Source organism: Tunturiibacter gelidiferens (genome assembly GCF_051013345.1).
Lineage (GTDB): Bacteria > Acidobacteriota > Terriglobia > Terriglobales > Acidobacteriaceae > Edaphobacter > Edaphobacter gelidiferens_A.
Map to the genome: position 1 here is coordinate 1,063,611 of NZ_CP132939.1, position 26,341 is coordinate 1,089,951.

The 26,341-nt window shown below is 59.4% G+C and carries 30 protein-coding genes and 2 pseudogenes; 13 read left to right on the forward strand and 19 right to left on the reverse strand.

The features are described from left to right. Window positions 1-46: 46 nt before the first annotated feature. A complete protein-coding gene (locus tag RBB80_RS05080; protein ID WP_433967189.1) occupies window positions 47-823 on the reverse strand; it encodes an NIPSNAP family protein in 777 nt (258 codons plus the stop codon). A 114-nt stretch (window positions 824-937) separates the two neighbouring features. Continuing rightward, window positions 938-1,960, reverse strand: coding sequence for a nucleoside hydrolase (locus RBB80_RS05085; RefSeq protein WP_433967190.1), 1,023 nt, complete (start codon window positions 1,958-1,960; stop codon window positions 938-940). Window positions 1,961-2,133: 173 nt separating this feature from the next. Between RBB80_RS05085 and RBB80_RS05090 the strand changes: the two genes are divergently transcribed. Next, complete coding sequence (locus RBB80_RS05090) at window positions 2,134-2,526, forward strand: hypothetical protein (RefSeq protein WP_433967191.1); 393 nt, start codon at window positions 2,134-2,136, stop codon at window positions 2,524-2,526. Window positions 2,527-2,570: 44 nt separating this feature from the next. Then, on the forward strand, window positions 2,571-2,729 hold the full coding sequence (locus tag RBB80_RS05095; RefSeq protein ID WP_433967192.1) for a hypothetical protein: 159 nt from the start codon (window positions 2,571-2,573) through the stop codon (window positions 2,727-2,729). A 94-nt stretch (window positions 2,730-2,823) separates the two neighbouring features. Here RBB80_RS05095 and RBB80_RS05100 read toward each other — a convergent pair whose 3' ends face one another. From RBB80_RS05100 to RBB80_RS05115, 4 genes are all read right to left on the reverse strand, one after another. Further along, on the reverse strand, window positions 2,824-3,912 hold the full coding sequence (locus tag RBB80_RS05100) for a hypothetical protein (RefSeq protein ID WP_433967193.1): 1,089 nt from the start codon (window positions 3,910-3,912) through the stop codon (window positions 2,824-2,826). 23 nt (window positions 3,913-3,935) lie between these two features. Continuing rightward, window positions 3,936-6,518 carry a TonB-dependent receptor domain-containing protein gene (locus tag RBB80_RS05105; protein WP_433967194.1) on the reverse strand — a complete coding sequence of 861 codons (2,583 nt, stop codon included), beginning with the start codon at window positions 6,516-6,518 and terminating at the stop codon, window positions 3,936-3,938. Between the two features lie 215 nt (window positions 6,519-6,733). Next, complete coding sequence (locus RBB80_RS05110) at window positions 6,734-7,123, reverse strand: isoaspartyl peptidase/L-asparaginase (protein ID WP_433967195.1); 390 nt, start codon at window positions 7,121-7,123, stop codon at window positions 6,734-6,736. After that, window positions 7,066-7,653 (reverse strand): isoaspartyl peptidase/L-asparaginase, encoded by a 588-nt coding sequence (locus tag RBB80_RS05115; protein WP_433967196.1) that lies wholly within the window; start codon window positions 7,651-7,653, stop codon window positions 7,066-7,068. Before RBB80_RS05115 ends, RBB80_RS05110 begins: the two co-directional genes overlap by 58 nt. Before the next feature lie 82 nt (window positions 7,654-7,735). On the opposite strand from RBB80_RS05115, the gene RBB80_RS05120 reads away from it, so the two are divergent. Together RBB80_RS05120 and RBB80_RS05125 are read left to right on the forward strand one after the other, a co-directional pair. Beyond that, entirely contained in the window at window positions 7,736-8,746 is a 1,011-nt protein-coding gene (locus RBB80_RS05120) for a thiamine pyrophosphate-binding protein (protein ID WP_433967197.1), read from the forward strand. A 170-nt stretch (window positions 8,747-8,916) separates the two neighbouring features. Then, on the forward strand, window positions 8,917-9,471 hold the full coding sequence (locus RBB80_RS05125; protein ID WP_433967198.1) for a thiamine pyrophosphate-dependent enzyme: 555 nt from the start codon (window positions 8,917-8,919) through the stop codon (window positions 9,469-9,471). 230 nt (window positions 9,472-9,701) lie between these two features. On the opposite strand, the gene RBB80_RS05130 is transcribed toward RBB80_RS05125, so the two are convergent. Both RBB80_RS05130 and RBB80_RS05135 read right to left on the reverse strand, forming a co-directional pair. After that, window positions 9,702-10,340 (reverse strand): CDP-alcohol phosphatidyltransferase family protein, encoded by a 639-nt coding sequence (locus RBB80_RS05130; protein ID WP_433967199.1) that lies wholly within the window; start codon window positions 10,338-10,340, stop codon window positions 9,702-9,704. An 89-nt stretch (window positions 10,341-10,429) separates the two neighbouring features. After that, window positions 10,430-10,909, reverse strand: a complete 480-nt coding sequence (locus tag RBB80_RS05135; protein ID WP_433967200.1) for a GreA/GreB family elongation factor — start codon at window positions 10,907-10,909, stop codon at window positions 10,430-10,432. Window positions 10,910-11,288: 379 nt separating this feature from the next. On the opposite strand from RBB80_RS05135, the pseudogene RBB80_RS05140 reads away from it, so the two are divergent. The 5 genes and pseudogenes from RBB80_RS05140 to RBB80_RS05160 all read left to right on the forward strand — a co-directional run. After that, a pseudogene (locus RBB80_RS05140) lies at window positions 11,289-11,612 on the forward strand (endolytic transglycosylase MltG); the annotation flags it as partial. 98 nt (window positions 11,613-11,710) lie between these two features. Beyond that, window positions 11,711-12,322 carry an endolytic transglycosylase MltG gene (gene mltG / locus RBB80_RS05145; protein WP_433969506.1) on the forward strand — a complete coding sequence of 204 codons (612 nt, stop codon included), beginning with the start codon at window positions 11,711-11,713 and terminating at the stop codon, window positions 12,320-12,322. Window positions 12,323-12,436: 114 nt separating this feature from the next. Further along, complete coding sequence (locus tag RBB80_RS05150) at window positions 12,437-13,129, forward strand: hypothetical protein (RefSeq protein WP_433967201.1); 693 nt, start codon at window positions 12,437-12,439, stop codon at window positions 13,127-13,129. Window positions 13,130-13,178: 49 nt separating this feature from the next. Further along, window positions 13,179-13,343, forward strand: coding sequence for a hypothetical protein (locus RBB80_RS05155; protein ID WP_433967202.1), 165 nt, complete (start codon window positions 13,179-13,181; stop codon window positions 13,341-13,343). A 278-nt stretch (window positions 13,344-13,621) separates the two neighbouring features. Continuing rightward, complete coding sequence (locus RBB80_RS05160) at window positions 13,622-14,557, forward strand: NADP-dependent oxidoreductase (RefSeq protein WP_433967203.1); 936 nt, start codon at window positions 13,622-13,624, stop codon at window positions 14,555-14,557. A gap of 150 nt (window positions 14,558-14,707) precedes the next feature. On the opposite strand, the gene RBB80_RS05165 is transcribed toward RBB80_RS05160, so the two are convergent. From RBB80_RS05165 to RBB80_RS05175, 3 genes are all read right to left on the reverse strand, one after another. Then, the gene (locus RBB80_RS05165; protein ID WP_433967204.1) at window positions 14,708-15,193 is read right to left on the reverse strand and encodes a hypothetical protein; all 486 of its coding nucleotides are present in this window, start codon (window positions 15,191-15,193) and stop codon (window positions 14,708-14,710) included. A gap of 294 nt (window positions 15,194-15,487) precedes the next feature. Next, window positions 15,488-16,600, reverse strand: coding sequence for a Gfo/Idh/MocA family oxidoreductase (locus tag RBB80_RS05170; RefSeq protein ID WP_433967205.1), 1,113 nt, complete (start codon window positions 16,598-16,600; stop codon window positions 15,488-15,490). Next, window positions 16,600-16,812 (reverse strand): hypothetical protein, encoded by a 213-nt coding sequence (locus RBB80_RS05175; RefSeq protein WP_433967206.1) that lies wholly within the window; start codon window positions 16,810-16,812, stop codon window positions 16,600-16,602. The genes RBB80_RS05170 and RBB80_RS05175 overlap by 1 nt, the downstream gene beginning before the upstream one ends. Window positions 16,813-16,939: 127 nt before the next feature. On the opposite strand from RBB80_RS05175, the gene RBB80_RS05180 reads away from it, so the two are divergent. After that, complete coding sequence (locus RBB80_RS05180) at window positions 16,940-17,392, forward strand: alpha/beta fold hydrolase (RefSeq protein WP_433967207.1); 453 nt, start codon at window positions 16,940-16,942, stop codon at window positions 17,390-17,392. Further along, the gene (locus RBB80_RS05185) at window positions 17,389-17,757 is read left to right on the forward strand and encodes an alpha/beta fold hydrolase (protein ID WP_433967208.1); all 369 of its coding nucleotides are present in this window, start codon (window positions 17,389-17,391) and stop codon (window positions 17,755-17,757) included. Before RBB80_RS05180 ends, RBB80_RS05185 begins: the two co-directional genes overlap by 4 nt. Window positions 17,758-17,941: 184 nt before the next feature. Here RBB80_RS05185 and RBB80_RS05190 read toward each other — a convergent pair whose 3' ends face one another. The 3 genes from RBB80_RS05190 to RBB80_RS05200 are packed head-to-tail and all read right to left on the reverse strand — an operon-like array spanning window position 17,942 to window position 19,127. After that, window positions 17,942-18,109, reverse strand: coding sequence for an alanine racemase C-terminal domain-containing protein (locus RBB80_RS05190; RefSeq protein ID WP_433967209.1), 168 nt, complete (start codon window positions 18,107-18,109; stop codon window positions 17,942-17,944). Continuing rightward, window positions 18,106-18,624 carry an alanine racemase gene (locus RBB80_RS05195; protein ID WP_433967210.1) on the reverse strand — a complete coding sequence of 173 codons (519 nt, stop codon included), beginning with the start codon at window positions 18,622-18,624 and terminating at the stop codon, window positions 18,106-18,108. Before RBB80_RS05195 ends, RBB80_RS05190 begins: the two co-directional genes overlap by 4 nt. Beyond that, window positions 18,624-19,127 (reverse strand): alanine racemase, encoded by a 504-nt coding sequence (locus RBB80_RS05200; protein ID WP_433967211.1) that lies wholly within the window; start codon window positions 19,125-19,127, stop codon window positions 18,624-18,626. Before RBB80_RS05200 ends, RBB80_RS05195 begins: the two co-directional genes overlap by 1 nt. A gap of 266 nt (window positions 19,128-19,393) precedes the next feature. Between RBB80_RS05200 and RBB80_RS05205 the strand changes: the two genes are divergently transcribed. Further along, complete coding sequence (locus RBB80_RS05205) at window positions 19,394-20,641, forward strand: SGNH/GDSL hydrolase family protein (protein WP_433969508.1); 1,248 nt, start codon at window positions 19,394-19,396, stop codon at window positions 20,639-20,641. A 113-nt stretch (window positions 20,642-20,754) separates the two neighbouring features. On the opposite strand, the pseudogene RBB80_RS05210 reads toward RBB80_RS05205, so the two are convergent. Further along, a pseudogene (locus RBB80_RS05210) lies at window positions 20,755-21,985 on the reverse strand (IS110 family transposase). Window positions 21,986-22,421: 436 nt separating this feature from the next. On the opposite strand from RBB80_RS05210, the gene RBB80_RS05215 reads away from it, so the two are divergent. Then, window positions 22,422-23,318 carry an alpha/beta hydrolase family protein gene (locus tag RBB80_RS05215; RefSeq protein WP_433967212.1) on the forward strand — a complete coding sequence of 299 codons (897 nt, stop codon included), beginning with the start codon at window positions 22,422-22,424 and terminating at the stop codon, window positions 23,316-23,318. 468 nt (window positions 23,319-23,786) lie between these two features. Here the strand turns inward: RBB80_RS05215 and RBB80_RS05220 are convergent, their stop codons facing one another. The 4 genes from RBB80_RS05220 to RBB80_RS05235 all read right to left on the reverse strand — a co-directional run bounded on the left by RBB80_RS05220 (window position 23,787) and on the right by RBB80_RS05235 (window position 26,329). Next, window positions 23,787-24,074, reverse strand: coding sequence for a hypothetical protein (locus RBB80_RS05220; RefSeq protein WP_433967213.1), 288 nt, complete (start codon window positions 24,072-24,074; stop codon window positions 23,787-23,789). Next, the gene (locus tag RBB80_RS05225) at window positions 24,056-24,241 is read right to left on the reverse strand and encodes a hypothetical protein (RefSeq protein ID WP_433967214.1); all 186 of its coding nucleotides are present in this window, start codon (window positions 24,239-24,241) and stop codon (window positions 24,056-24,058) included. Before RBB80_RS05225 ends, RBB80_RS05220 begins: the two co-directional genes overlap by 19 nt. Before the next feature lie 14 nt (window positions 24,242-24,255). Continuing rightward, window positions 24,256-25,014, reverse strand: a complete 759-nt coding sequence (locus RBB80_RS05230) for a glycosyltransferase (protein WP_433967215.1) — start codon at window positions 25,012-25,014, stop codon at window positions 24,256-24,258. 67 nt (window positions 25,015-25,081) lie between these two features. Further along, window positions 25,082-26,329: an ABC transporter permease gene (locus tag RBB80_RS05235; RefSeq protein ID WP_433967216.1), complete on the reverse strand. Its 1,248-nt coding sequence runs from the start codon at window positions 26,327-26,329 to the stop codon at window positions 25,082-25,084. Window positions 26,330-26,341 lie beyond the last annotated feature (12 nt).

The following is a 26,341-nucleotide window of genomic DNA, read 5'->3' on the forward strand; positions in this document are numbered from 1 at the left end:
CCTTTTCCTTACGCTCGTCTTGACGAAAGAGAATCGTTGTCGCAGGTTATATCTGCGAGTAAGCCGTCGGGCTCAATATCAGATTTGAGATGTTACTCACGATCTCCTCAAAGTTGTAACGCGGCGAGCTCCTCAACTTGGTCCACTCAGGATCGGTGCGGAACTTGTCCCATTTGAGGTTGAGATCCGTCAGATCCGAGAAGCTAAGCATGTAGGTCAGGTTCGGCATACGGGGGCCGATAAGCGTATCGCCGTAGAACACCTGGCCGAATCCTGCACGTTGAAAGATGTCGAACTCCCCGTGATGAAACATCTCCACCTTGCGAATATGGTCCTGACTGCTGGGGCTTTCGTAGGTGCGCAGTTGAAAGATTCTCTTGCCGTGCTCTGCCGTTACTGCGGGCGGAGTCAACTTCGGCCAACCTTCAAACGCAATATGAAGCGAGCTCTCGATGCGCTGAAAGGCGGGTGCAGTCGCTGGCGCATTCCAAAAGGGCTCTGCCGCCTTCATGAACTGCTCATCGTGTACAAGTTGCAGTTCAGCAGAGACGAGTGTCTCCAGCTTCGAGCATGGCAGAAGAAGATACAACGTCGGTGTCTCCGGTCCAATGTCCAGATGGAAAGCACCGATAGGCGCAATGCCCATTCGATTCAAGGCTGGGATCAACGCTTCCGATATGTAACTGTCGGTGAGCTTAATCTGCGGCCCGGTCTGCAGGTGATACTTGCGAATCTCATAGTATTCGCGCGGTTTGCCGGATGTGGTCTGAGCCGACCCCTGATTCGCGAGTGCGAGCGCTGAAGTTGCAAGAGATGCGGTCAAGAATTCACGCCTTTCCATCAAGCCTCCCGTGGACCAGATATCCCGTCTATCCAGGACCGAGTCCATCCCTACAGGATACAGACTCTGGCACCGGTAACGCCGAAGCGCCTCTCGTTAATTCACCGGAGTGCCACTCTGAGGCGGCCCCTTCATCAGCTCGACGAAGAGCTTGTTGAATCGCGGCAAATCGAGGTCGGTCTGTACATGAACCAACTGCACATCGAGTTGAGGCTTGTTGGCCGCAGTCCAGGACAACGTATCTCCATAGAACGGCCCCCGAGTCAAATCAACATCAACGTATAGCTTTTCCTCGTTGGTGATGATTGCGGGATCAAGCCACGCAGCGGCCGCAAGCTCGTCCCACAGGTAATAGAACTCGCCCGTATATGCAGCCAGATACTTCGCACCGGGATTAGGCGAACGAGCAATCTCATCCAGCATCGCTTTGGTGAAGCCCGTCTTAATCGAGATGTCCACCGTCGTCAGGTCGATACGCGGCCAGTGGGCGCGAAGTGTAATGTGCGCGGCCTCGGGATCAAACCAGAAGTTGAACTCGTGTCGAGGATTGTTAGCAAACTCAGGATCGCCCGTCTGCGGACTCAGGCTGCCACCCATGATCACGATGCCCTGCGTAAGTTCGGCGAAGTGCGGGTCAATCGTGATCGCAAGCGCAATATTAGTGAGCGGCCCGGCGGCGTAAATCGTAACCTGATGTGGATGCGCATGGACCTGCCGAACAAGAAAGTGCGCAGCATCCTCCGCCAGGGGCTTCAGCGTAGGCTCGCCCTCCGCCAACTTCGGCACGACGTACGGCCCATGATAAGGTTGTCGGCTCGTCGTCGAAGCGAGGTCGCCCCAAGCCCCGTACCAGGGAAACGTCCCATGGAGTTGTTGTTGTTTCTTCGACTCTTCCTCAGTCCTGACCAACGGAAAAATCGCACCCGGCACAACAGGTACATCCGTTCGATGAATCAGTTCGAGCATACGCAGCGTATGCTGCACCTCCTCCGGCTCCCACGCATTTCCGCTCACCATGGTGATGCCCAGCACCTCGGCCTGCGGAGACTGCAGAAGCACCATCATCGCCATCTGGTTGGAGCCGCCCGGGCCTGAGCCGTCCTGATCGATCAAGACCATGCGCCTGGCCTGAGCGTTGGAAAGCTGCGAGATCGCAGCGCAAAAAGCACGACGAGGAATAGAGAAGATCTTCGACTCATGGTCAGCACAGATTACCAGCCATCCCGAAAGATGGGATCGCAAAGATACATGGACAAGCTCTCCATCGCAACTGCCGTTATGCTTTAAACAACATGCCCCGAATCCCGCTCTACCTGCTTCTCTTTGCTCTTCTTTTCTCTGCATCTCACCCCGCCCGGGCGATTGAGGTGAAGGTCTCGGCGCAGGCGTTGGAACGAACACTGCGGACGCAGTTGTTCAACGGTCCGCAAGGCCGCTACTACATCCGTGGCGACGCCAACTCGCCATGCTATGTCTACGCCGAATCGCCCCACGTCACCTTCGTCCAGGACCGCATCGTCGTCCATGTTCACGCCAAATCGAAGCTCGGCACCTCTGTCCGTGGCGCCTGCCTCGGTGTCTCGCTCACCACCGACACCGACGTCTCACTGATCCCCGAAGCCGAAGAAGAGAGCATCGGATTTCGCGACGCACGTATCCAAAAGCTCAGTGAATCCAGGAGCTGAACTTCATCCTTGCACCCTTCCTGAGTCACAAAGTCCCCGCGCAGATGAAGGTCAATGCCGCGGTGCTGATGCGTCAGCTCCTCAGCCGCTCGACCGAAACCACCGGCTACGCTCTCTCGCTCGACTCGCTGAAACTCCACTCCCTGCTGGTCGAAGGCGAGTCGCTCGTGATGGACGCCGACGCAAACCTGAAGGTGAACTGATTCCGAATTTCAGCCTGACTCCTGGCGCCACTCTTGCAGAACTGCCGATGAGAAAGAGTGAAGGCGGAACGGAGCCGCAGAATTGCAGTTTCAGCTAGAAAGAAACACGGGCTCCAAACTGAAACTGACGCGGATCGGATGCCGCAGTCGGCGTACCGGCCGCTGTATAAAGCAGGTTCACATCCAGAGTATTGTTTTTGTTGATGATGTTGAAGACATCCATCGTCACCTGTAGCGCAATCTCGTGCGAAAACGTGAACGCCTTTGCTAGTCGCAGATCCGTAAACACGTTGTACGGTTTCACCCCAACATTGCGGCCAAGATTCCCTGCATAGTAGCTGCTCGCGGGGCCTGCATCTGGTGGCGCATCCGCATAGCACGGCAGATTGAACGCCCCAGTCGGAGAGTACTTGGAAAGCACCGGGGCCGTGCCGCAGCTTGTAGTCCCGCTGTCGCGAGCGACCGCGTTCGGCCGATCTGTCAACGGATCGAAGTCAAAGTTCGTGTCCGTTCCCGTCAGAATGTTGAACGGCCGCCCCGAGGAGACCTCAAAGATCGGCGCCACCGTCACGCCGGAGAAAGCCGCAGGAAAGAATCCCGAACCTCCAAGATGACCCGTGTTATAAACCCCCGAGAGTACGAAGCGATGGCGTTGGTCAAACGTCGAAGTGCTTCGTTCCGCATTCGGCGCGAAGTTGCTCTGCGGTGCATCCGAAGTCGAAACCACATCTGTAGAGTCGTCGATCGCGTGGGACCATGTGTAGCTGACCAGAAACTCATAGTTCGTCGACAGGCGCTTCCTCAAATTCACGCTAAGAGCGTTATAGCTCGAGCTTCCAGTCGTCAGATTGGGCGACATGTCGCCGAACGGAACAGGAATGCCAACCCCAAGTCCATCCGCCGCAGCGATCTCGCTGGCCAGGGCAACGCACTGCCCGCCACCAACGTTCGGATTTGCAAGGAACGTCGCAAGCGAAGTGTTAAGCCCGGATGGGCGAAAGAAGTTTAAGAGCGCTGGCGTAACAAAGGGACCCGTGGGGCCGACTCCACAGGGATTCACCCCAGCCGCCGTACCCACAGTCAGCGGATTCGAAGTCGGGCCGGCCGTTCCAGGTGCTGCCGTTCCTGCCTTCACCGCGTTCACCGCATTGCGCCAGTTGGCCGTCAGCAACTGCGGATTCACCGGATTCACGTTGATAGGACGGTTCAGGTGCCGCCCCCGGTCGAAGTAAATGCAACATTCAACGAAGTATCGTGGCCCAGGTCCTGCTCCACTCCAAACGACATCTGCTGCACATAAGGCGTCTTGTAGAACAGGTCTGCAGGCAAGCCCGAAGGAAGAATCGCCAGAGGAAATCCCGTCGCCAGAAAGTTCTGGTTGACGAAGACAGAGTTCGGGTTGTTCGGATCGAACCGCTGTTGGCTTGCGAGATAGTTCACCCCCGCCGCACTCGCGCCAAGGCAGTTCGGGTTCCCCAGCGATCCCTGAAACGCATTCGTAGCGTTCAAGTTCAGAGGACTCGCCGCGCCATTTGGGCTCGCTATGCTGCAAGGAGCGCCACCCCCGAGAATGACCAGGGGAACTTTGGCCGAATTGAAGCTGGTCGACTGCGACTCAAGATTCCCAGGAGCGCGATCATAAAACAGCCCGTAGTTAGCGCGAATCACAGTCTTCGCATCTCCGCGCAGGTCATAGGCAATTCCAATGCGAGGGGCAAAGTTGGTAGGTTGCAGTCGAATGCCCTCGCGAATCCCGTAGATCCTCTCGGCTTCATTCGTATTGCTATTCAAAGCAAGCTGCGTGGGGAAAGCCTCAACGTCATACCGAACCCCGAGGTTCAACGTCATTCTGCTGGTGGCGCGCCAACTATCCTGCAGAAAACCACCAAGCGTCTTCAGGTCATACTTGTACGTCGTTTGTCCGATGCCCTGCGCAAATGACTGCGGAATCCCCAGACCATAAGCCTGAACGGCCGAGAACCCTGGCAGCCCTTCGAGCAAAGGCGAAATATCGGTGGCATTGAGACCAGCAAAGGTATAGTCGCCCCCGCCATAGAGCTGCCCCTGCAGCAGATTAATCGGGATATACCGAAGATCCACACCCGCCTTGAACGTGTGGCCACCATGTGTGTATGTAAAGTTGTCCTGCAGCTGGTTCTGATTCTCAATCCGATTCACAATCGAAAAAGGAGTCTTGCCAAAGTACGCATACCCAGGGATATTCACTGCGGTGCTGCCTCCGCCAGGTGAGTTCGTGTTGGCAAATAGCACCGGGTGCCGCGCATACTGGAAACGCAGATCGTTCACCTTGTTGTTGCCGATCAGAACCGTATACTGCGCCGCAATCGCAAAGTCGTGCAGGCTCTGGGTAGCCGTGCGCGAGAAAGAATTCTCGCCAAGGTTCTGGTTTGCTGCACTCTCTTGTATGCCCGTAATGTAGCTTGGACTCGCGCTGCCATGCAGAACCAGCTGCTGATTGCTGGTCAGCTTGTGATCGATCCGCAGCGAATACACCTCGGTCTTTTCGGTCACCGGAAAGTTTCCGATCAGGCTGTTCAGCGGCGTAAACGAACTTGGTGTGGCCTGGCCCGAAGTCACGAAGTTCCTCGCGCCAATCGTCGACTGCAGAAACGCAGGATTCTGCCCGGTCGTTGCCAGCGACGATCCCGATCCCACCAGAGCGATGTACTGCTGAATTCCCGGTGTGTTCGCTGGAACCCCTGCATTCTGCAGAAACGCCTGCTGCTCCGGCGTACCCTGAATCGTAAGCGCGCCGCCCGGAACCCCGTAGAACCGGCTCACGTCGATGCTCGTCAGCCCAAAGTTGTTCGTGCCGATATCCGAAAAGCCGCTCTCCTGCCGCCGCGTGATCTCAGTCGAGAAGAAGTAAAACGTCCTGTCAGGTATGATCGCGCCGCCGATAGTAAAACCCGCCTGGACCCGCGTATACGCTGGCTGGTTCACGGTCGAAAAGGGGTTCGTCGCCTGAATATAACGATTGCGCAAAAACCCGAAGGCGCTCCCATGAGTGGTATTTGTGCCCGACTTAGTCACAATATTAACCACGCCGCCCGATGCCCTGCCATACTCCGCCGCAAAGCCATTCGTAATGATCTGGAACTCCTGCACCGCATCCTGCGATACCGTCGTCCGCGTGCCGCCAGAGATATAGTCGCCCGCATCGGCGCCATCGACGTTGATCGAGTTAGACCGCGCCCGAACTCCGCCAAAGTTGAGCCCAGAGGTAGGGATCGCACCAATCGAAGGCGCAGCGTCACGCGCAATCTGCGAGTTGGTCAACGTGAAGTTGATGTAGTTGCGTCCGTTCGTCGGCAGGTTGTCGATACGCAGCTGGTCCACCGTAGTCGACTGGGAACTCCGCTGCGTCTCGACGATGTCCGCACCTGAACTAACCGTAACAATCTGCGTCGTACCCACTGCAAGAGAGAGCGGAAGCTCGGCCTGTTCGCCAGTCGTCAAAATCACATTCTCGCTGACATACGTGTTGAAGCCGCTGGCCGTCGCCTTTACGGTGTACCTACCTGGCGGCAGCAGCAGCAGACGGTAGTTTCCTTGTGCATCTGTAGTCGTCGAACGGGAGAAGCCCTTCGAGTCATCCGAGATCGTCACAGCCGCGTTGGGAATCACAGCTCCGGTCTGGTCGTGAACAGTACCGTTGAGCTGCGCCGTCGAGATGTTCTGGGCCTGCAGAACGGTGGAGAAGCACACCAGAAGAAGAACAGCGGCCAGAGCGTTGAAACAAAAAAGCCGCGAATTGAAATTGAACATGCGTGTTGCTCCCATTGTGTCAGCCAGCCCCAACTCCGTTGGCGACGGCCCGACCGACAACTTTAACGACGCGATGTTCTACATGAATGATCATTCAGTAGGCAAGAGGAAACCGGGGACGGCGGGGTTACCTGTGCAATCCCTCTTAAATTCGGCTCCCGAATATCCCTGTTTTGAGCGCTTTGCCTACACCGCTCTGCAGCATTCAACTGGCGCTAGTTGCGAGTCACGCCCAGCTGTCTCCCTGCAGGCGTCTGTAGTCCCCACGCCATGCGCGGCGTATTGTGCGCCATCCCCACGCGTCCATCTGGCCCCAGCAAAATAATCCCGCCGTGCCCGCCCAGCCGGTTGTACAGATAATCGATGGCCTCGTGCGCAGCCTCGTCAGGACTAGCCCCAGCCGACACACGATCCACGGCCCACTTGCCCAGCACCAGCTTCATAATCGGTTCGCCCCAACCCGTCAGCGACACCGCCGCCGAGAGATTGTCTGCATAGCAGCCACACCCGATCAACGAAGAATCCCCCACCCGCCCCGGAGCCTTATTCAGCGTGCCGCCTGTACTGGTTCCAGCGGCAATATTTCCATGAAAATCAAGCGCCACAGCACCCACCGTATCGTGCGACTCAAGACTCCCCGAAAAGGTCTCATCCGGCAACCCCGCCAGCTCATCGGCCTGAGCCTTATAAAGCCGCTCCGCTCCCGCGGAACCACCAGCTCTGTGTTGTCGCAAAGCGCCATGCCATGCTGCCGCGCAAACCTCTCAGCTCCCGTCCCGACAAAGTACACATGCGGCGACTTATCCAGCACCAGCCTCGCCGCCCTTATCGGATTCCGCAGCCGCTCCACGCACGCCACTCCGCCGGTGCGTAGGTTCTCGCCATTCATCAGCAGAGCGTCCATCTGCACCCGGCCATCCTGTGTCAGAAACGACCCACGCCCCGCGTCGAAGGTGTCATCGTCCTCCATCACCGCGACCGCGGCCTCCACGGCATCCACCGCGGCAGCGCCTCGTTCGAGCAGTGCATAACCGGCAGCAAGCGCGTTCGCGATGCCATCCTCGTGGGCGGCAATTGCATCATCGGGCATCGCCCACGCACCGCCATGAATTAACAGAACTGGTTGAACACTCATCGCATCCAAGTCTACGGGATTTAGACCATCCCATTCCATTCAGTTCGCTTGTTATGAGACCTGCAGAGAAACCGAGGAAGATATGGCAAAGACAATCGCTGACCTGATCGTGGAAAGCCTCAAGATCGCCGGCGTCAAACGCATCTACGGTCTTCCGGGCGACTCTCTCAACGGTTTTACCGACGCGCTACGTCGAGACGGCACCATGGAATGGGTCCACGTGCGCAACGAAGAGGTCGCCGCATTTGCCGCAGGCGCCGACGCGCATCTCACCGGCTCCCTCGCAGTCTGTGCAGCAAGCTGTGGACCCGGCAATCTGCACCTCATCAACGGCCTCTTTGACTGCCATCGCAGCCGCGTCCCCGTTCTCGCCATCGCCGCGCACATCCCCAGTGCGGAGATCGGCACCAACTACTTCCAGGAGACACACCCGCAAAATCTCTTCAAAGAGTGCAGTGACTACTGCGAGATGGTCGGTGTGCCCGAACAGATGCCGCGCGTGCTTGAGATCGCCATGCGCACCGCCATCAACCTCTCCGGCGTCTCCGTCATCGTCCTGCCCGGCGACATCCTCCTGCACAACGCCCCCGCCGAACACACCCTCGCACCCATCAGGAGCGCAAAGCCCCTCATCCGTCCCAACGACGACGAGCTACGCGATGCCGCAGAGATCCTCAACGCGGGAACAAACATCACCATCCTCGGCGGAGCCGGTTGCAAAGGCGCGCACAAAGAATTGATAGCCATCGCAGAAGCCTTGAAATCGCCGATCGTTCACGCACTCCGCGGCAAGGAATACATCGAGTACGACAATCCCTACGACGTCGGACTGACCGGCCTCATCGGCTTCAGCTCCGGCTACCACGCCATGGAAGACTGCGACGTCCTGCTCATGCTCGGAACCGATTTTCCCTACCCACAGTTCTTCCCTAGGCACGCAAAGGTCATTCAGATCGACCTGCGCGGCAACCAGATCGGCCGCCGCACCAAGGTCGATCTCGGCCTCGTCGGCTCCATCAAGGACACCCTCTCCGCGCTCCTTCCTCTGCTCACAAAAAGACGGACCGCGCCCATCTCGACGCAAAGACAATAGACTACAAAAAAGTCCGCGAAGGCCTGACCGAGCTGGCCGGTCCGGACGAAAACAAGACCCCCATCCACCCGCAGTACGTCGCGAAACTCATCGACCAGCTCGCAGCCGATGACGCGATTTTTACCTGCGACGTAGGCACTCCCACCGTCTGGTCGGCTCGCTATCTCACCATGAACGGGCGCCGTCGTCTCCTCGGCTCCTTCTCGCATGGGTCGATGGCCTGCGCGGTTCCACAAGCGATCGGCGCGCAATCAGCCTTCCCCACGCGTCAGGTGGTTACGCTCTCCGGCGACGGCGGCCTCGCCATGATGCTCGGCGATCTGCTCACCCTCCGCCAGCTCAAGCTTCCCATCAAGATGGTCGTCTTCAACAACGGCGCTCTCGCCTTCGTCGAGCTCGAGATGAAGGCCGGCGGCATCGTCAACTACGCAACCGACCTCGACAACCCCAGCTTCGCCGACCTGGCCAATTCCATCGGCATCCACGGCGTTCACGTCGACAAACCGAACAATCTCGAGGCCGCTCTGAAGACAGCGTTCGCAACTCCAGGACCTGCGTTGATCGAAGTCATGGTCAATCGACAGGAGCTCTCCATGCCGCCGCACATCAGTCTCGACCAGATGAAAGGCTTCTCGCTCTACATGGCAAAAAGCGTCTTCAGCGGACGAGGCGACGAGATCATCGACCTCGCAAAGACCAACCTCATCCAGCGGATCCTGTCTTAGGCTGTATCGACATATTGTCTAAGTGCGGGAGTGCGCCCTGCGCGGGCGGCGGTCACTTCGTGACTTGTGTACCCCTTCGGTTGGCGCTCCCGTTGGTCGCGAGGAGATCTTGTGCCGACCATCGAGAGGCCCGGGCGAAGCCGGTATACACGTCACGAAGTGACCGCCCCACGCGCAGTGGGCCCGTCCGGCAGGACAGATCTTCGATCGTAACCGCGTGTGCCGCTCGCCTATTTAGCCTGCGCCGCCAGCAGCTTCCTGCGCTCAGTCTCCAGATAGGTGTAGCGGATGCGGTGAATCACCGTCAATGTCGCAAACAGCGCCAGCACCCACAGCGCCGGAGCCATCACGCCCCACCGGTTGCACAGCGCACCCAGAATCACGCAGACAATGCGCTCCGGCCGCTCCATGAAACCCACCTTGCACGTCCCAATCAACGCCTCAGCCCGTGCGCGGGTGTAGCTCACCATCACGCACGCCGTCATCACAAACGCCACCAGCCCCACATAAAACAACCGGTTCCCGCGCGCGTAATAAATCAGCAGCCCAAAGAAGATCGCAACATCCGAGTACCGGTCCATCACCGAGTCGAAGAACGCGCCAAACACCGAAACCTGGTTCGTCTTCCTCGCCACCCGCCCATCGACCATGTCAAAGACGCCGGCGCCGATGATAATCAGCCCTGCATAGGCAAACATCCGGTTGGCGTTAGAGGGGCGCGCAAATCCAAAGAAGCACGCGGCGATGATATTGATCACCAGACCAATGAATGTCAGTGCGTTTGGCGAGATGCGGGTCAGCGCTAGGCCGTTCACGATCTTCTGCAGCAACCAGCCGCTGCCTTTGCCGAATGCGCTTGTCCAGGTCAAAAAACTAGTCCTCCGGGGCGAATCCCCGTCTTTACCGCTTCCTCGTTATCACATCGCCACACGTACCCCACGCATGCGATGCCGTGTGTTTAATCTTCCTCGGGGGCGTCGTGAATGGTTAGCAGCTGGAGGATCTCAAGTTCGCGCTTGCCGTTCGGCGTAATCACCGTTGCGACATCGCCAACCTGTTTGCCCAGCAGCGCCCGGCCGATCGGCGAAGTCGTCGAGATCAACCCCTTGGACACATCCGACTCCTCGCTCGTCACCAGCTGATACTTAATCTCTTCATCCTTGCTGGAGTCGAAGACCGTCACGCGCGAGCCGAACCCAACCTTGTCATTGGGGATATTGACGAGATTCACCATCGCCAGCTCGCCCATCCGCTTCTTCAACTGACCCAGGCGGGCGTTGACGAAGACCTGGCGCTGTTTGGCCATATGGTATTCGGCGTTTTCACTCAGGTCGCCCAGTGCGACGGCCTTCTTGATCTCAGCAGGGAGTTCGGTGGTGAGTTCGTGCTCCAGCAACTTGATCTCTTCTGCAAGCCTCTTTTTTACTTGTTCTGGCATGGGGCCTTCCGGATGGTACTGGCGAGCACGCAACCCTTCGCGCGGCAACGCTCTCTGATCAAAATTCGATTATACGATGGCGGGCCGCAAAACCATCCCCGAGCCTTCTCCCGCCTGCCGCCCACGCCCTGCGAACGCCCCCGAGCCGCAACAAACGACCGTAAAATCAACATAGTCGCCACCAGTTCAGAGTGAGGTCCACCCTCAGATCTTCATCGGTAGTCTCAAACTTGAGTCTACTGAGCGTCCACTCCTCCGTCAGTTAAAGAGCCAGCCGTAAAAGTCAGCCGTAAAATGAGAGTAACGAGCCGGACGACACCACCGAAGCCCGTCGGCAACCTGACGCTGACCATTCCCCGCCAGAAAACACGGAGCGCACTTGAAGTTTCTCGGTATCCTCCTTCTGCTTCTACTCATCGCCTTAGCCGTAGCAGCCGGCGTCATCTACCTGCCCTACGGCCCCTCCACCGAGACCTTCGTCGACATCGCCCCAGGCACCGGCACCGAGACCATCGCCGCACAGCTCGAACGCAGCGGCGTCATCCGCAGCCGCTACGCCTTCTATCTCCTCCGGCTCAAGATGAGAGGCACCCTCAAAGCCGGCGAGTACCGGTTCGATGGCCAGCTTCCCATGACCGACGTCTACCAGCGCATCCTCCACGGCGACGTCTACACCCGCGCCTTCACCATACCCGAAGGCTTCAACATCTTCGACATCGCCCAGGCAGCCGAGGCCGCAGGCTTCGGCCCCCGCGACACCTTCCTCGCCGCCGAACGCCAGCACACCGAGCTCATCGCCGCCTGGACCACCGACGGACCGCCCCCGTCTCTCTCGAAGGCTATCTTTTTCCCGACACCTATCAGTTCTCACGCCACGCCACCCCGCTCCAGATCCTCTCCGCCATGGTGCGCCGCTTTCACCAGGAGGCCGCCCAACTAGGCCTCATCAACAACGTGCCCCAGACCGTCATCATGGCCTCCCTCATCGAGAAAGAGGTCCGCCAGGACGCCGAGCGCCCGCTCGTAGCAGGAGTCTTCGTCAATCGTCTCGACAAACGCATTCCCCTGGCCACCGACCCCTCCGTCATCTACGCGGCCCTGCTCGACAACCGCTGGCGCGGCACCATCTACGCCTCCGATCTCCAGTCCCCGTCGCCCTATAACACTTACAAACACGCCGGCCTGCCCCCGGACCCATCGCCAACCCCGGCGTCGCCGCCCTCCGAGCCGCAATGCGTCCAGCCCGCACCGACTACCTCTACTTCGTCAGCGATGCCTCAGGACACACCCGCTTCTCCGCCACCCTTCAGGAGCACGCCCAGCAGGTTCAGTCCTACCGTCAAGCCCAAAAGCAACAGCTCTCCGGAACCGGAGTTACCCCTTAGCCAGCCTCGCTTTAGCCGAGAAGTTTGAGAAGCGCATCGGAACCTCAAGACATCCAATTCGTATACGGAACACTAGAAAAACCGCGTCACGGCCTGAATCAGAGGAACCGAGCCGGGAAAGATATACTTGAAGTTTGTGCTCATGAGGATAAAACAAGCGGCGGCGATCGCAATCATTGGGCTGGCTCCGGCGCTGACCGGCTGCCTGACCCATACCCGCATCGTCCCCAAGACGCGCCCCGCCGACGTCGTACTCAACGCCGAGCTGGAAGATCTCCTCAAACAAGTCGACGTCCGCTTCGGCGCCGTTCAAACCATGAACGCGAGCATCGAGATCGTCGCCACCACCGGAGGCGGCCGCCAGGGCAAAGAGACCCGGTATCCCAGCTTCAGCGGATACATCTTCCTCAGAAAGCCGCAAAACCTCCGCGTCCTGCTCCGCGTCCCCTTTCTCGGTTCGGTAGCGCTCGATATGGTCAGCGACGGCAAAATCTGGAAGTTCTGGGTCCCCAGGCGAAACCTTGCGATGACCGGCACCAGCGAGGTCACAAAACCATCCACCAACGGCCTGGAAAATCTGCGTCCCGCCGTCTTCTTCGACTCGCTTCTGATCAAAGGTCTCGGCCCGGACCAGGTCGTCTCGCTCACCCAGGACACGCGCGTCGTCGCAAACGAAAAAACAAGAAAGATCTCATCGAGGAACAGGATTACGACCTCGAATTTCTGGCGCAGCCTAAAGGCCAGACCGCCCACGCCGTTCGCGTCATCCACATCGGCCGCGCCAATCTGCTGCCCTATCAGCAGGACATCTACGGCCCCGACGGTACCATCGTGACACGCGCCTTCTACAGCAACTACCAGAAGTTCGGCGACACCCCTTCCCCATGAAGATCGAGATCGCGCGCCCCCAGGACCAATACACCCTCACCCTGACGATCACCAAACTGACACTCAATCAAAAACTCGAAGACGACCAGTTCGAACTCAAAATCCCAGACAACGTCCCCATCAAAAAATGGACTAACCTCCGTCCCGGTCGCTGTTGCTAACGTTGGTTCGTAGCGCTTCTGCCAGCCTGCTCTTTGTTGTCATCCGCAGCCTGCTCTTTTGTTGTCATTCCGCAGCGGAGCGAAGGAATCTGCGGTTATCTTCATTCCCACAGCCAACAGAATCCGTTCATCTCAAGCGAAGCTATTCACAGTCGTGAACAACGCAGTAGAGAGACCCGCTTTTGCCTCTCTGCACCGAACCCATCAAAACCCATGCCGACCGCATCGCTTGCATCCAGAAAACACCCACCCACATCCATAGTTCAGCTCAGCAAAAGGTGACACATGAAAGCGATGCAACTCTCTCAATCCCCGGAAGGATCTCCCTCCACCGCGGCCGCGCGCCTCAGCCAACACCCGGCAAAGGAGAGGTCTCCATCCACGTGCACGCCGCAGGCGTAAACGTCACCGAAGTCGATTGGTACCCTACCACCCACACCAAAGCCGGAACACCACGAGAAAACGCAATCCCAGGCCACGAGTTCTCCGGCGTCATCGCAGCATTAGGCGAAGACGTTACCGGCTTCACGATCGGCCAGCCCGTCTACGGAATGAACGACTGGTTCGCCGAAGGCGCTACCGCTGAATTCTGCCTCACCCAGCCTGCCAGCATCGCGCCCAAACCCGTTACCCTCACGCACGCTGAGGCCGCAACCATCCCCATCGGCGCCCTTACCGCATGGCAGGGTCTCTTCGATCACGCCAGGCTGCAACCAGGCGAGCGCGTCCTGGTCCACGGCGGAGCAGGAGCCGTCGGCCTCTTCGCCGTCCAGCTCGCCCACCGTCACGGCGCACACGTCATCGCTACCGCCTCTACCCCCACCCTGGACCTCGTCAAGCAACTCGGAGCCGACGTGGTCATCGACTACAAGACCGCCCGCTTTCAAGACCTCGTCCACGACATCGACGTAGTCTTCGATACCGTAGGCGGCGAGACCCGCGACCTCTCCTGGCCACTCCTCAAGCACCAAGGCCGCATGGTCACCATCGCCGGCGACGCCGAAACCAGCACCGATCCCCGCACCAAAGATCACTTCTTCATCGTCGAGCCCAGCCAGACTCAACTCATCGAGATCGCGAAGCTGCTCGACGCCGGATCGCTGAAGACATTCGTCAACGCAGCCGTACCCTTCGACCAAGCCGCATCAGCCTACGCCAAGACCATCCCGCAAAAACTAGGCTATGGCAAAGTCGTCATCACCCTGGCCGACTAGAGCAAATCCCCCGTCACGAAGAGGCTTTCAACCGCACATTTCTCGTCAGCCCGCAACACGTTTGTTGTAGTTCCGCACCCTGAGCGTAGTCGACAGGAGGAGGAATCTGCTTTTGTCCTCGGCAACATCTGCAGCGATGCGAGATCGGCTTTAATCTTCCGCCCAGCGCTCCCTGGCATCGGCCACCACATAGGAGCCGCGCTCCGATCGTCCCTCGCTCTTCACGACCGAAGCCAGCGCCCCCAACAACAACGCGCCGCCCGCGTCCGCAAACACCGAGTAGTCCAGCGGCGCCTTAACTCCAAGACTCCACGTCATCGCCAACGCGAACAGCGCAAACAGCCCAGCCGATCCATAAGCGACATACTCCAGCTTGTACCCAATCAGCAACCCCAATCCAAACACAGTCTCGAGCCCCGTCGAGATCCACGCCAGCGCTGGAACCAACGCCTTCGGCGCAAAGCTGTTCAACACCCCGCAGTAAGCCACAAAGTGAGCCCAGTCACCCCATGCCGCTCGTGGAGAACCATGCGGCCCCCACAACCCAAATCTATCCGCCACCGCCGAAAGCAGAGTCACCGCCAGGGCAATCCGCCCCATCCACAACGCAAACACCACAACTCGAGAAGTTCTCATAGACAAAGAATCAAACCCGCATGCTCCTTCCGCAAACATACCGCACCCCGGACGATGCATCCACCAAACTCAGCGAACGATCTCCACCTTTTCCAATAAGGGAAAACCAGCTGGATCGAAGCTCTGTCCTGCCGGACGGGCGCCCTGCGCGGGCCGCGGTCACTACGTGACGGGTATACCGGCTTCGCCCAGGCCTTCCGATGGTCGGCACAAGATCTTTCCTCGCGACCAACGGGAGCGCCAACCGAAGGGGTACACAAGTCACGAAGTGACCGCCGCCCGCGCAGGGCGTACTCAACCAGAAAATCCAGCGTCACAGGAAATTCTGCAGTTACATAAAGTCCTGCAACCCCGCCCGCTCCGCATGCCCTGCAATCGCCTCATTGATCTCGAGCGCCAAAGCAAGCGCAGCGCGCCCATCCTCCCCGAGACCAACGGCCGAGTGCGCTCCCGAACCGCCCGCAGAAAAGCCTCAATCTCAAGCCGCAGCGGTTCGCCCAACTCCACCGACACCTTCTTCAACGACAGCCCCGCCGAAGGATGTCCACCCAACTGCGCCCCCGCCTGCTGTGCCTTCTCCGCCATCGCAGCCAGCATCGCTGGATCCATCCCCGCCGCCGCCGTCACATCGATCATCAACAGATCCTGCCGCGCAAAATCCAGCGAGAGATACTGATGCGGCTGAAAGAACCGCAGCTTCCTCACCCGCTCCGTACTCACCCGGCTAGCCGTAAAGTTCGCAATACAGCCATTCTCAAACTCTACCCGCACATTTGCGATATCCACCTTGCGCGAAAGCACCGGCAGCCCCACCGCCCGCACCTCGCGCACTGGCGAAGCCACCAGGCTCAGCACAATATCCAGATCATGAATCATCAGATCCAGCACAACATCCACGTCCAGCGAACGTGGCGTAAAGATGCTCAGCCGGTGCGCCTCAAAGAACATCGGCTTATGCAGATGTTCCCGCGCCGCCGTCACCGCCGGATTGAACCGTTCCAGATGCCCCACCTGCACCACGCGTCCATGCTTGCGAGCAAGGTCAAGAATCAAATCCGCGTCAGCAAGACTGGCCGCCAGCGGCTTCTCAATCAGCAGATCCACACCAGCCGCCAACAGCGGCGCAGCCGCACTCGCATGATGCACCGTCGGCACACAGACCGACGCAGCATCCAGCCGCCCAACCGCAGCCAGACAAGCCTCGATCGTCTCAAAGCCCGGCACACCGAACTTCTCCGACGCCGCAGCCACAGCCGCCGAATCCCGATCCACCACGGCCACAAGCTCAACCGCCTGCCCCGCCTGCTCGAGCTCCCGCAGCACCCGCAGATGATTCCGCCCGAAGGCTCCCGCCCCAACCACCGCGACCCGCAGCGCCTGCGTCCGTGCTACACCTTCTTCGGCCACTACTTCTTTTCGACCGGAGCCTCAACCGCCTCGCGGCAGCGGGCATACAGATCAAGCAGATGTGTCACCTGTTCGTCACTCTTCGGCGAACTCGGCAGACCAAAACCGGTCGACCCGGCCGACTTGCTTCCAACATTAGCCTGCGATGCAACGAACTTGAGTAGATCGAGCGCGATATCTTCGGTACGACGCGCTGTGCTGATGGATTCCATGAAGTGTTTCCTCTCGTTTCTCTTAGCTGATGTTAACGGCCCACATGCCATGCACGCAAATGGCTGCCACCGCACCAGAACGATAGACTTCTCCTGCAACGATTACCCGACGGAGGTGCACGTGGAAATGAAGTTAGAGATCCGTGACGACGACCTGACCAGGTTCGAAGGCGAAGGCGCCGCACTCCCACCGCTCGAGGACCACGGCCACGTCGAACACCAGGGAGCCCGCATCTGGTACGCGACCTACGGCTCCGGCTCGCCTGTCATCCTGCTCCACGGAGGCCTCGGCCACAGCGGCAACTGGGGCTATCAAATCCCCGCGCTCCTCGAAGCTGGCCAGCGCGTCATCCTGATCGACAGCCGGGGCCACGGCCGCAGCACACGCGACACCCGCCCCTACACCTACGAGCTCATGGCCTCCGATGTCCTCGCCGTCATGGACACCCTGCGCCTCGAAAGTGCATCTCTCATCGGCTGGAGCGACGGCGCCTGCATCGCTCTCGTCGTCGCCGCACAGGCCCCACTCGCGTCACCGGTGCATTCTTCTTCGGCTGCAACATGGACCCCAGCGGCTTGAAACAAATCAACCAACGCAACCCCCTGCTCTCCCGTTGCCTCTCCCGTCACTTGCAGGACTACGCTCAACTCTCCGCCACACCCGACCACTTCCACGAGTTCGCCGAGGCCGTCGGCATCATGATGAAGTCCCAACCCAACTACACCGCCCACGACCTCTCCAAAATCAAGGTCCCCGTCCTCATCGTCCAGGCCGAACAGGACGAGTTCATCAAGCACGAACACGCCGAGTACCTCGCCCACAACATCCCAAACGCAAAACTCATCCTTCTGAACGGAGTAAGCCACTTCGCACCGCTTCAGCGACCCGACCAATTCAACACCACGATGCTCGCCTTCGTCAGCGAACACCAAACCCAAACTTAGATCGAAGCTCTGTCCTGCCGGACGGGGCGCCCTGCGCGGGCCGCGGTCACTTCGTGACGCATATACCGGCTTCGCCCAGGCCTTCCGATGGTCGGCACAAGATCCTTCCTTCGCGACCAACGGGAGCGCCAACCAAAGGGGTATACAAGTCACGAAGTGACCGCCGCCCGCGCAGGGCGAACCCTCAAACCCCACACCGAAGCGCCGCCTGCACCCCGCACACAATCTCATAAGCGATCGTGCCCGCCAGCCGCGCATGATCGTCCGCCGTCACGCCATCGCCCAGCACCACCACCTCATCCCCCAGCGCAATCCCCTCAATCCCGCTCACATCCACAATCGTCAGATTCATCGACACCCGCCCCACAATCGCCACCCTCTGCCCCTGCACCACCGCCCACCCCCCGGCCGCGCATTCGAAGCCGAAAGCTCCCGCCGCAGTCCATCCGCATATCCCACCGGCAGCAGCGCCAGACGCATCCTTCGCTCCGCCACAAAGATCCCGTTATACCCAACCGTCTCTCCCGCCTGCACCCGGCGCAACCCGATCACCCGCGTCTTCCACGCCATCACCGGCTGCAGCTCCTGCCGCACCTCACTCTGGCCCTCACCCTCAATCGGCAGACAGTACCCATAGAGCGCAATCCCGGCCCGCACCATCGACCGCGCCCCCGCAATCCCCGCCACCCCCCGCAGCCAGGCCACATTCCGTACCCCTTCGTTATCCATCATCGAAGAGTTCCCCGCATGAACCCACGCAGGCCGCAACCCTGCCGCCGCAAAGATCCGCACCGACCGCTCGAACCTTCCCCGCTGTGTCGAGGTCTGCGCCGACCCCGCCACCTCCGACGAGGCAAAGTGCGTCATCACCCCATCCACCCGAATCCCGGACTCCCCCCAACCCACCCCAGCAGCGCATCCAGCTCCGGCCCGGCCACCACACCCTGCCGCGCCATCCCCGTATCAACCTCCACATGCACCGGCACCGCCGCACCGCCGCTCCGCCCCGCCCCCTCCACCAGCCACTCCATCTGCTCCTTCAACCAAACCACCGGCGTCAACCCATGCCGAATCACATCCCCCGCATCCTCGCGCAACAACCCCGACATCACCAGAATCTCCGGCTGCTCAGCCCGCGAGATCCCGGCCCCCGCCAGAGCCTCCCGTACCGCCGCACCCTCCTCAACATCGGTCACACCCAGCCACTCCGCGCCCGCCCTCGCCAGCACCGGAGCACACACCGCCGCCCCATGCCCATACGCATTGGCCTTCACCACCGCCAGCACCGCGGTATCCCCACCCGCCGCTTCCTTCAGCAGCCCGTAGTTCCCCGCCAGCCGCCGCTCTGAAATCTCCACCCAGCTCTTCACATCCCTATCCTACCGTCGCCGCCCACTCCGGCAGATACCTCTCCAAATACCCCTTGTTCCCCATCGCACCCCGAGTGTGATACAAAGCCACGTCTGCAGAAAGCACACCCGCCGCGCCTCCACCCGGAGTCCGCGACGTCTCCAAGGGGTTCGTTCGTCGCCATGAAAATGAATAGCCGTTCAGTCCTGTTGCACTTCAGCCTCACCACTGCCCTCACCTCTCTCTCGCCGGTTGCAACAATAACGGCAGCAGCTCCTCCAAAGAGCTGGCCGACCTCCAGGCTCAGCAGGCCAAGAACGCAGGCAACTTCTCCAACACCGTCTTCCTCGGCGACTCCCTCACCGCAGGCTTCCAGAGCGGCTCCCTCCTCGACACCACCCAGGTTCACGGCTGGGCCCCAGTCCTCGCCGCCCAGGCCGGCTTCAACATCGTTCAACCGCTCATCGCCTACCCCGGCGCCCCCAACGTCCTCAAACTCGTCTCCCTCGGACCCCCGCCCGTCATCGCGCCCGTCCCCGGCGTCACCACCGGCCGCGACAACTTCGCCACCCAGGTCACCGACCTCGCCGTCCCCGGAGCCCTGCTCAACGACGTCATGAACACCGTCCCGCTGGTCAACCCCGCACCCGGCCAGCAGCAGCTCAACCAGCTCGTCCTCGGCTTCCCCGGCCTCGGCTACGGAGTCGCCGACAGCCAGGCCTCCTTCGCCGTAAAAGCCCAGCCCACCACCATCTTCCTCTGGATCGGCAACAACGATGCCCTCGTCGCCGACGAAACCGGCATGCCCGCCAGCATGACCTCCGTCGCCAACTTCACCAGCCAGTACCAGGCACTCATCACCGAGCTCACCACCAAAACCCCCGCTCACCTCGTCATCGGCAACATCCCCGACGTCACCAGGGTCCCCTACCTCACCCCCGCCGCACTCGTCCTCGGCGAAGTCTCCGCCGAAACCGGCGTTCCCACAGCCGTCCTCAGCCAGGTTCTCGGCATCGTCCCCGGCGACCTCGTCAACCCCACCGGCACCGCCGAGATCCCGCTGATCCTCGGAGGAATGCAGAAAGGCCCCATCGACGATGCCGGTGTACTCTCCGCCGCCGAGGTCGTCACCGTTCAGGCCCAGGTCACCGCCTTCAATCAGGTCATCGCCGCCCAGGCCAAAGCCGCCAACGCAACCCTGGTCGACATCAACGCCCTCTTCAACCAAGCCTTCACCAATGGCGTCACCATCAACGGCTTCACCGGCACCTCCAGCTTCCTCGGCGGCATCTTCGCACTCGACGGCATTCACCCCACCAACGTCGGATACGCCGTAGTCGCCAACACCTTCATCGACACCATGAACACCGCAATCAGCACCAAGATCGCCGACGTCCCACTAGGCCCCATCGCCGCCACCGACCCCTACTGGCCGCCCAACCTCGCCGCCGAGGTCGCCCCCTCCGCCCGCCCAAGAATCATGCCAGCCAACGCGGGACAGCACATCTCCGGCATCATCGGAAAGAAGCAGTAGGCATCTAGGAAGGCCTGCCTCAAACCTCCTGCGAAATCATCATCTCGACCGGAACCCAGCAGTCTCATCTCACGGCGAAGTGCAGAGGAGACTAGAAAGAAACAGAATTTCGATTAGGCTGGCGATGGCGTGATTTGAACGTTGAATCCCAAGTTCTTTAAGCGGTGAATGAGGTGAAGGGCTTGCTTGTCTTTGGCGCGATGGTTGAAGTGGTTAGCGCCGAGATCCTGGTAGAGGGTTCCAGACTTGAGCATATGGTAGGCGGTGGTGAGCAAGGAGGAGGCTACGGCTCCGATAGCTTTTTGGGGCCGCGGCGGCTGCGCAGGCGGTGGTATTGAGCATGGAAGTAGCTGTCCTTGGTGCGCGCGGCCGCCCAGGCGCATTGCACCAGAGTGGTCTTGAGCCACGGCGCACCTTTCTTCATTCGACTGGAGCGCCGCTTGCCCGCGCTTTCATCGTTGCGGGGACAGAGTCCAGCCCAGGAAATCAGGTGACCGGCGGTTTCAAAGCGGCTCATATCGACACCGATCTCGGCGATGATCACCTCGGCGGAAAGTGAGCTGACGCCAGGAATGCCGTTCAGCATTTCGAGGGCGACCCGAAGGGTTCGACGTTGCCGTCGACCTCCTTATCAATGCGCGCGATGGCCGCGGCCTGGGCATCGATCTGATCCAGATGCAGCTTCAGCATAAAGCGATGATGATCCGTCACCCTGCCACGCAACGCCGCTTCCAGTTGCGCCGAGGTGGCCTGAATCCGCCGATCTGCCAGTGTGGCTAGCGCCTGGGGAACGGTCTGGCCAGCGATCAGGGCCTGGAGGATACGGCGGCCAGAGAGACCCAGAACATCGGTGACCACCAAATCCAGCTTGATGTTGGCGTCCTCCAGCGTCTTCTGGATGCGCTGAATATGACTGCTGCGCTCGCGCACGAACTGCTTGCGGGTACGCAGCAGATCGCGCATTTGCTGGGTTGGTTCGTCGGGCACAAAGCTCGCCTTGACCAGTCCATGGGCCATGAGCTCGGCTAGCCAGACGGCGTCGTTAACGTCGGTCTTGCGCCCCGGCACATTTTTGACGTGGCCCGCATTGGCCAGCACCAATTCGAACTCGCCGTCGGAGAGAATATGCCAGACCGGCTTCCAGTAGACGCCGGTGGCTTCCATGACGATATGCGTACAACCTTCCGTTGCAAGCCAATCGGAGAGAGCTATCAGTTCCTCCGTGGTTGTCTTGAACGTTTTAATTTCTGTCGTCACCTTGCCGCTCCTCAAATGACGAACGCAGGACACCACCGTCTCCTTGTGAATATCCAGACCAGCACAATGCGGATGCAGAAGTTCCATCGCTTCCTCCTCTGCGCCGCTGGCGTGGAGCCCCGATCGGAGAAATCTAGAAAGCGTGCTCCGGGGCGGTAAACTGCCCGTGGCGACAATCCGGGGTGCTCAAGGGGTTCCGGGTCCGACTGTTACACGGGCTGATGCGCACCAATCTCATACCGACCTCTATGCCCTCGACGCGAAAACACTCTACACCAACACGCTTGCACGTTTCATCTATCGAGGGTCGGAAACACCGGTGGGGGACTGTTACGAACCCAGATACTCAGGCTTCAGCTCATCGCTGTCCATTCCGAGTTGCCGACAATCCAGTAGAAAATGACGAGATGCGCGTTTGTCGGTAGTAGTCTATTAATACCGAGAATCGACTAGTCGGGCCGCTGACGTTGATGGGCCGATCTACAGGCGTTGTTCAACGAAATGCGGCTGTGGCGGTGCGCAGATGACGAGGTTCATGGCGTTCATTCTCTTCGCGATCAGTTGCCTGGCGCAGACACCGAGCGGTCTGATGACACCCACACAGTTTCAGGCATTACCAACCAAAGCGGCGGACGAACGTATTCTTTATGGCAAGGAGATCGATCAGTTTGGCGAACTCCGAGTGCCTGCCGGACCAGGACCACATCCTGTCGTTATCCTGATTCACGGAGGTTGCTGGCGGGCAGACTTCTCGAATCTGCACGAGATGGGACCGATTGGCGATGCGCTGAAGGCGAAAGGTGTAGCGACGTGGAACATTGAATATCGGCGGTTGGGGCAGCCGGGCGCTGGATGGCCGGGGACATATCTCGATGTGGGAAAGGGTATCGATCATCTGCGTTCGATTGCTGCAAGCAAAAAATTAGACCTGAAGCGTGTGATAGTGATCGGACACTCGGGAGGAGGTCAACTGGCCTTGTGGGCGGCAGCGCGCGGACACGTGCCTTTAGGCAGCGCCATCTACGTGACTGATCCTTTGCCGCTGCGCGGAGTTATCGATCTTGCCGGTCCCGCTGATATGGCGGCTGTCCTTCCGTTTCAGCGCGCTTGTGGTGGACGAGCCGTGGTGGAAGAGATGCTTGGGGGGACTCCCACAGAAGTTCCGCAGCGATACTCCGATACGTCGGCGATCACCAAGCTGCCTCTGGGTGTGGCACAAACATTGGTATGGGGACGGCGCGACGAGTTCTACCCGATCTACCTGGGAGAGAGTTACGTAGAAGCTGCGAGAAGAAGCAACGAGAAGGTGAGTCTGATCAGCTTCGCCGATCTTGGTCACTTCGAGATTGCGACGCCTTTTGGACCGTCGTGGCCGGCATTGGAGAAGGAGATTCTCAGGATGTTGTCGCTGAACGATTAGGCGTGGGTCGCTATAAAGCATCGGGTCTACTCATAGAAAAGTGGGCCGTCGTTTTCGCCTCGACAAGTAACGAAAAGTCGGCTGGTAAGAAGTTACGAGCTCGGTCTGAGAGTCTTCCCGGAATCTGGGAGGATACGGCTGCTCAACCTCCGTTTTACGCCAAATTCTTCTGTCAAGCCCCGATTCCATCCATCTCTTTCCCTATCAACGAGATCCACGTGGCGCATGAGTTATGGCGAGTCCGCTATCATTGAAGATAGAGCAGAATAAAAGCCCCCGGCGATCATGACCATCCCGGGGCTTTTTCGTTTCAATTTGCAAATTGCCGCTAACCCTTTTAGAAAGAAATATTTAGCCGTAACCCTTTTGAATGGAATATTTTACGAAATGTCGAAAATGCTATGTCACTCATTTTAAAGATTTTATCGTGAAATACCCCCCCCGGGGGGTACACCACCGGGCAGGCAACTACGGGATAACCATTGTGCAATCCAGACATAGGAAGACCGCCCTCCACTCAAAAACCGACAGGAGGCACCGGGGTAATCCGTCCATCCCGCAGCGCGAACAGCTCTCCGCGCCACACCACCGTATCGCCAGCGAAGCTCCACGCCCAGAAGCCCAGCCCAAAAAGTCTCGCAGCGGCAGCAGCCACAGGTCGCGCAGCACCTGCTCATCGTGCAGCACTCCCACACCCACCGAAAGGGCCACCGCCACCCGCGCCAGCAGCACCACACTCAGCAGAAAAAGCTCCACAGCGCCAGCCCGCTCGCAATGCAGGTCATCATCGCCCACGGCACCGCATAGGTAATCCCCAGACCGAGATAACCCAGCTTGCGCGAATCCCGAGTCGATCTTGCCCAGCGCAGCTGGTGGTCCTTGAACCCGCGGTAGTGATACTCCGGCACAGTCGTCTCCACCACCTCATTGGCAAGCTCTACACGATACCCGGCCCCGCGACACGCGCGCCCATCTCGTAGTCGTCAGCCAGATACTCCGTCAGCGGCTCAAGACCCCCGGCCTTCGCCAGCACGCTCTTGCTGGTAGCGAGCGTCGATCCCAACCCAAACCGAATCCCGCCCTCCAGCTTGCGCGCCGTCAGCACACCCGGCAGAAAATCGGTCGAAATACCCAAAGCCTCCAGCCGCGACCACACCGTCAGGCCGCTGCCGCCCTCCGCAGTGCGGCCGACATAAGGAGCCGTCACCATGCCCACCTTCGCGTCCGAAAAACACTGCATTACCCGCGTCAGATACTGCGGAGAGACCCGAATATCGCTGTCGTTGATCAGCACATGCTCATACCGGGCTTCGCGCAGCATCTGCACCAGGTTGCTCACCTTGCCCGAGGTACCCAGCCGCTCCCGGCACTCCACCAACCGGATTGCACACGCGGGAAACTCAGCCTGCAGCCGCTCGATCTCACCAACCGCCGGATCGTCCAGGCTGCTTACGCCGAAGACAATCTCGAAGTTGCCCGCATACTGCTGCCGGCAGTGACTCACAAGACCCGCATACATGCGTTGGTCCACGCCCTTCACCGGCTTCAAAATCGTAACGTCGGGGGCAAAGCCGGCATCGACGCCCTTTCGCCGCCAATAGTGCGCGAAGTCTCGGCTCCCCCACAGCGCCAGCAGTAGATAGGCGAGCCCGGCAAGTGTCAACAGCGTCGTGATCGCCTCAATTGTGATGGCCATCTCAGTAGTCTACCGAACAGGCGCGCGCCGACTCGCAACCGTCATGCCAAGCTCTGCCGCCTACCACTTATTCATAGCGCAGAGCGTCAATCGGATTCAGGTTCGCCGCCTTCCACGCCGGATAGATGCCGAAGACCAGTCCAATCCCGCACGAACAGATGAAAGCAGTCAGTACCCACAACGCCGAAACAGTGGACGACAGAATGTACCGCAGCCCAAACGCCAGAATACTGCCCAGCATGATCCCAATTACGCCGCCCAGAGCGCACAGCGTAATGGCCTCCAGCGTGAACTGCATCAGAATGATTCGCTTGGTCGCCCCGATCGCCTTGCGTACGCCGATCTCGCGCGTTCGCTCCGTCACACTAACCAGCATGATGTTCATCACACCCACGCCACCTACCATCAAGCCAACCGCGGACAGGCCGAACATCAGCAAAAACAGGCTTCCCGTAATCTGATTCCACAACCGCGTAATCGAGTCCGCTCCAAAGATCGCGAAGTTGTCGTCCTGCTCGTTATGCACCTTCCTGCGCCGCCGCAACAGGTCTGTAATCTCGTCGATCACCAGGGCTTTATTCTTCTGATCGTCGAACTTCACACTGATCCAGTAATCCAGCACCTCCGGATGAAGCTTGTGAAAGGTCGTAATCGGAAAGTAGGCATAGTTGTCCTGGGGATTCTTGCCGCCACCGAAGGCCGCCTTCTGCTTCTCGAGTGTGCCGACGACCGTGAAGGTCAACCCTTCAATCTGTACCTCTTTGCCGATAGGATCCTCTTCCCCGAAGAGGTCGTTTGCCGTGTCGTAACCCAGCACCGTCACATTCGCAGTGCGCTCCTGATCCCCGTCGTTGAAGTATCGCCCCTTGTGAATATCCCAGTCATACACGTCCTTCGACGACGCCGTATCTCCCTCCAGCGATACGCTCTCAACCTTGTGAGTCCCCCACTTCGCTGTCACGGTACCCGCATTGAACTGAAAGTTCGTGTAACGCAGCGAAGGAGAGACTCCAGAGACATGCGGCAACATCGCCATTGCATTCGCGTCATCCATCGTCAACTGCTTCCGAGTCAGCATCTCGGTCGTCGGACGAACGCCGATCACCGGGAAGCGAAACACCCAGAGAACATTGGTCCCCATCGCCTCCACCATGCCCGAAACCTGGCCATTCAACCCATTGATCACCGAAGAGATCGTGATTACAGTCATCACGCCAATCACGATCCCGAGAATGGTCAAGCCGGAGCGCAGTTTGTTCGCGCGCAGCGTATCCAGCGCCATTCTGATTGCTTCCCTTTGATCGCTGATGTTCATCGAAGCCTCCTG

Coding starts and splice junctions, on each gene's coding strand:
- RBB80_RS05085 (WP_433967190.1), bottom strand. CDS start 1,960: ATGGTCTTGATCGATCAGGACGGCTCAGGCCCGGGCGGCTCCAACCAG.
- RBB80_RS05090 (WP_433967191.1), top strand. CDS start 2,134: ATGCCCCGAATCCCGCTCTACCTGCTTCTCTTTGCTCTTCTTTTCTCT.
- RBB80_RS05095 (WP_433967192.1), top strand. CDS start 2,571: ATGAAGGTCAATGCCGCGGTGCTGATGCGTCAGCTCCTCAGCCGCTCG.
- RBB80_RS05105 (WP_433967194.1), bottom strand. CDS start 6,518: ATGTTCAATTTCAATTCGCGGCTTTTTTGTTTCAACGCTCTGGCCGCT.
- RBB80_RS05115 (WP_433967196.1), bottom strand. CDS start 7,653: ATGAGTGTTCAACCAGTTCTGTTAATTCATGGCGGTGCGTGGGCGATG.
- RBB80_RS05120 (WP_433967197.1), top strand. CDS start 7,736: ATGGCAAAGACAATCGCTGACCTGATCGTGGAAAGCCTCAAGATCGCC.
- RBB80_RS05125 (WP_433967198.1), top strand. CDS start 8,917: ATGAACGGGCGCCGTCGTCTCCTCGGCTCCTTCTCGCATGGGTCGATG.
- RBB80_RS05135 (WP_433967200.1), bottom strand. CDS start 10,909: ATGCCAGAACAAGTAAAAAAGAGGCTTGCAGAAGAGATCAAGTTGCTG.
- RBB80_RS05150 (WP_433967201.1), top strand. CDS start 12,437: ATGAGGATAAAACAAGCGGCGGCGATCGCAATCATTGGGCTGGCTCCG.
- RBB80_RS05155 (WP_433967202.1), top strand. CDS start 13,179: ATGAAGATCGAGATCGCGCGCCCCCAGGACCAATACACCCTCACCCTG.
- RBB80_RS05165 (WP_433967204.1), bottom strand. CDS start 15,193: ATGAGAACTTCTCGAGTTGTGGTGTTTGCGTTGTGGATGGGGCGGATT.
- RBB80_RS05175 (WP_433967206.1), bottom strand. CDS start 16,812: ATGGAATCCATCAGCACAGCGCGTCGTACCGAAGATATCGCGCTCGAT.
- RBB80_RS05180 (WP_433967207.1), top strand. CDS start 16,940: ATGAAGTTAGAGATCCGTGACGACGACCTGACCAGGTTCGAAGGCGAA.
- RBB80_RS05190 (WP_433967209.1), bottom strand. CDS start 18,109: ATGAATCTGACGATTGTGGATGTGAGCGGGATTGAGGGGATTGCGCTG.
- RBB80_RS05195 (WP_433967210.1), bottom strand. CDS start 18,624: ATGACGCACTTTGCCTCGTCGGAGGTGGCGGGGTCGGCGCAGACCTCG.
- RBB80_RS05215 (WP_433967212.1), top strand. CDS start 22,422: ATGACGAGGTTCATGGCGTTCATTCTCTTCGCGATCAGTTGCCTGGCG.
- RBB80_RS05230 (WP_433967215.1), bottom strand. CDS start 25,014: ATGGCCATCACAATTGAGGCGATCACGACGCTGTTGACACTTGCCGGG.
- RBB80_RS05235 (WP_433967216.1), bottom strand. CDS start 26,329: ATGAACATCAGCGATCAAAGGGAAGCAATCAGAATGGCGCTGGATACG.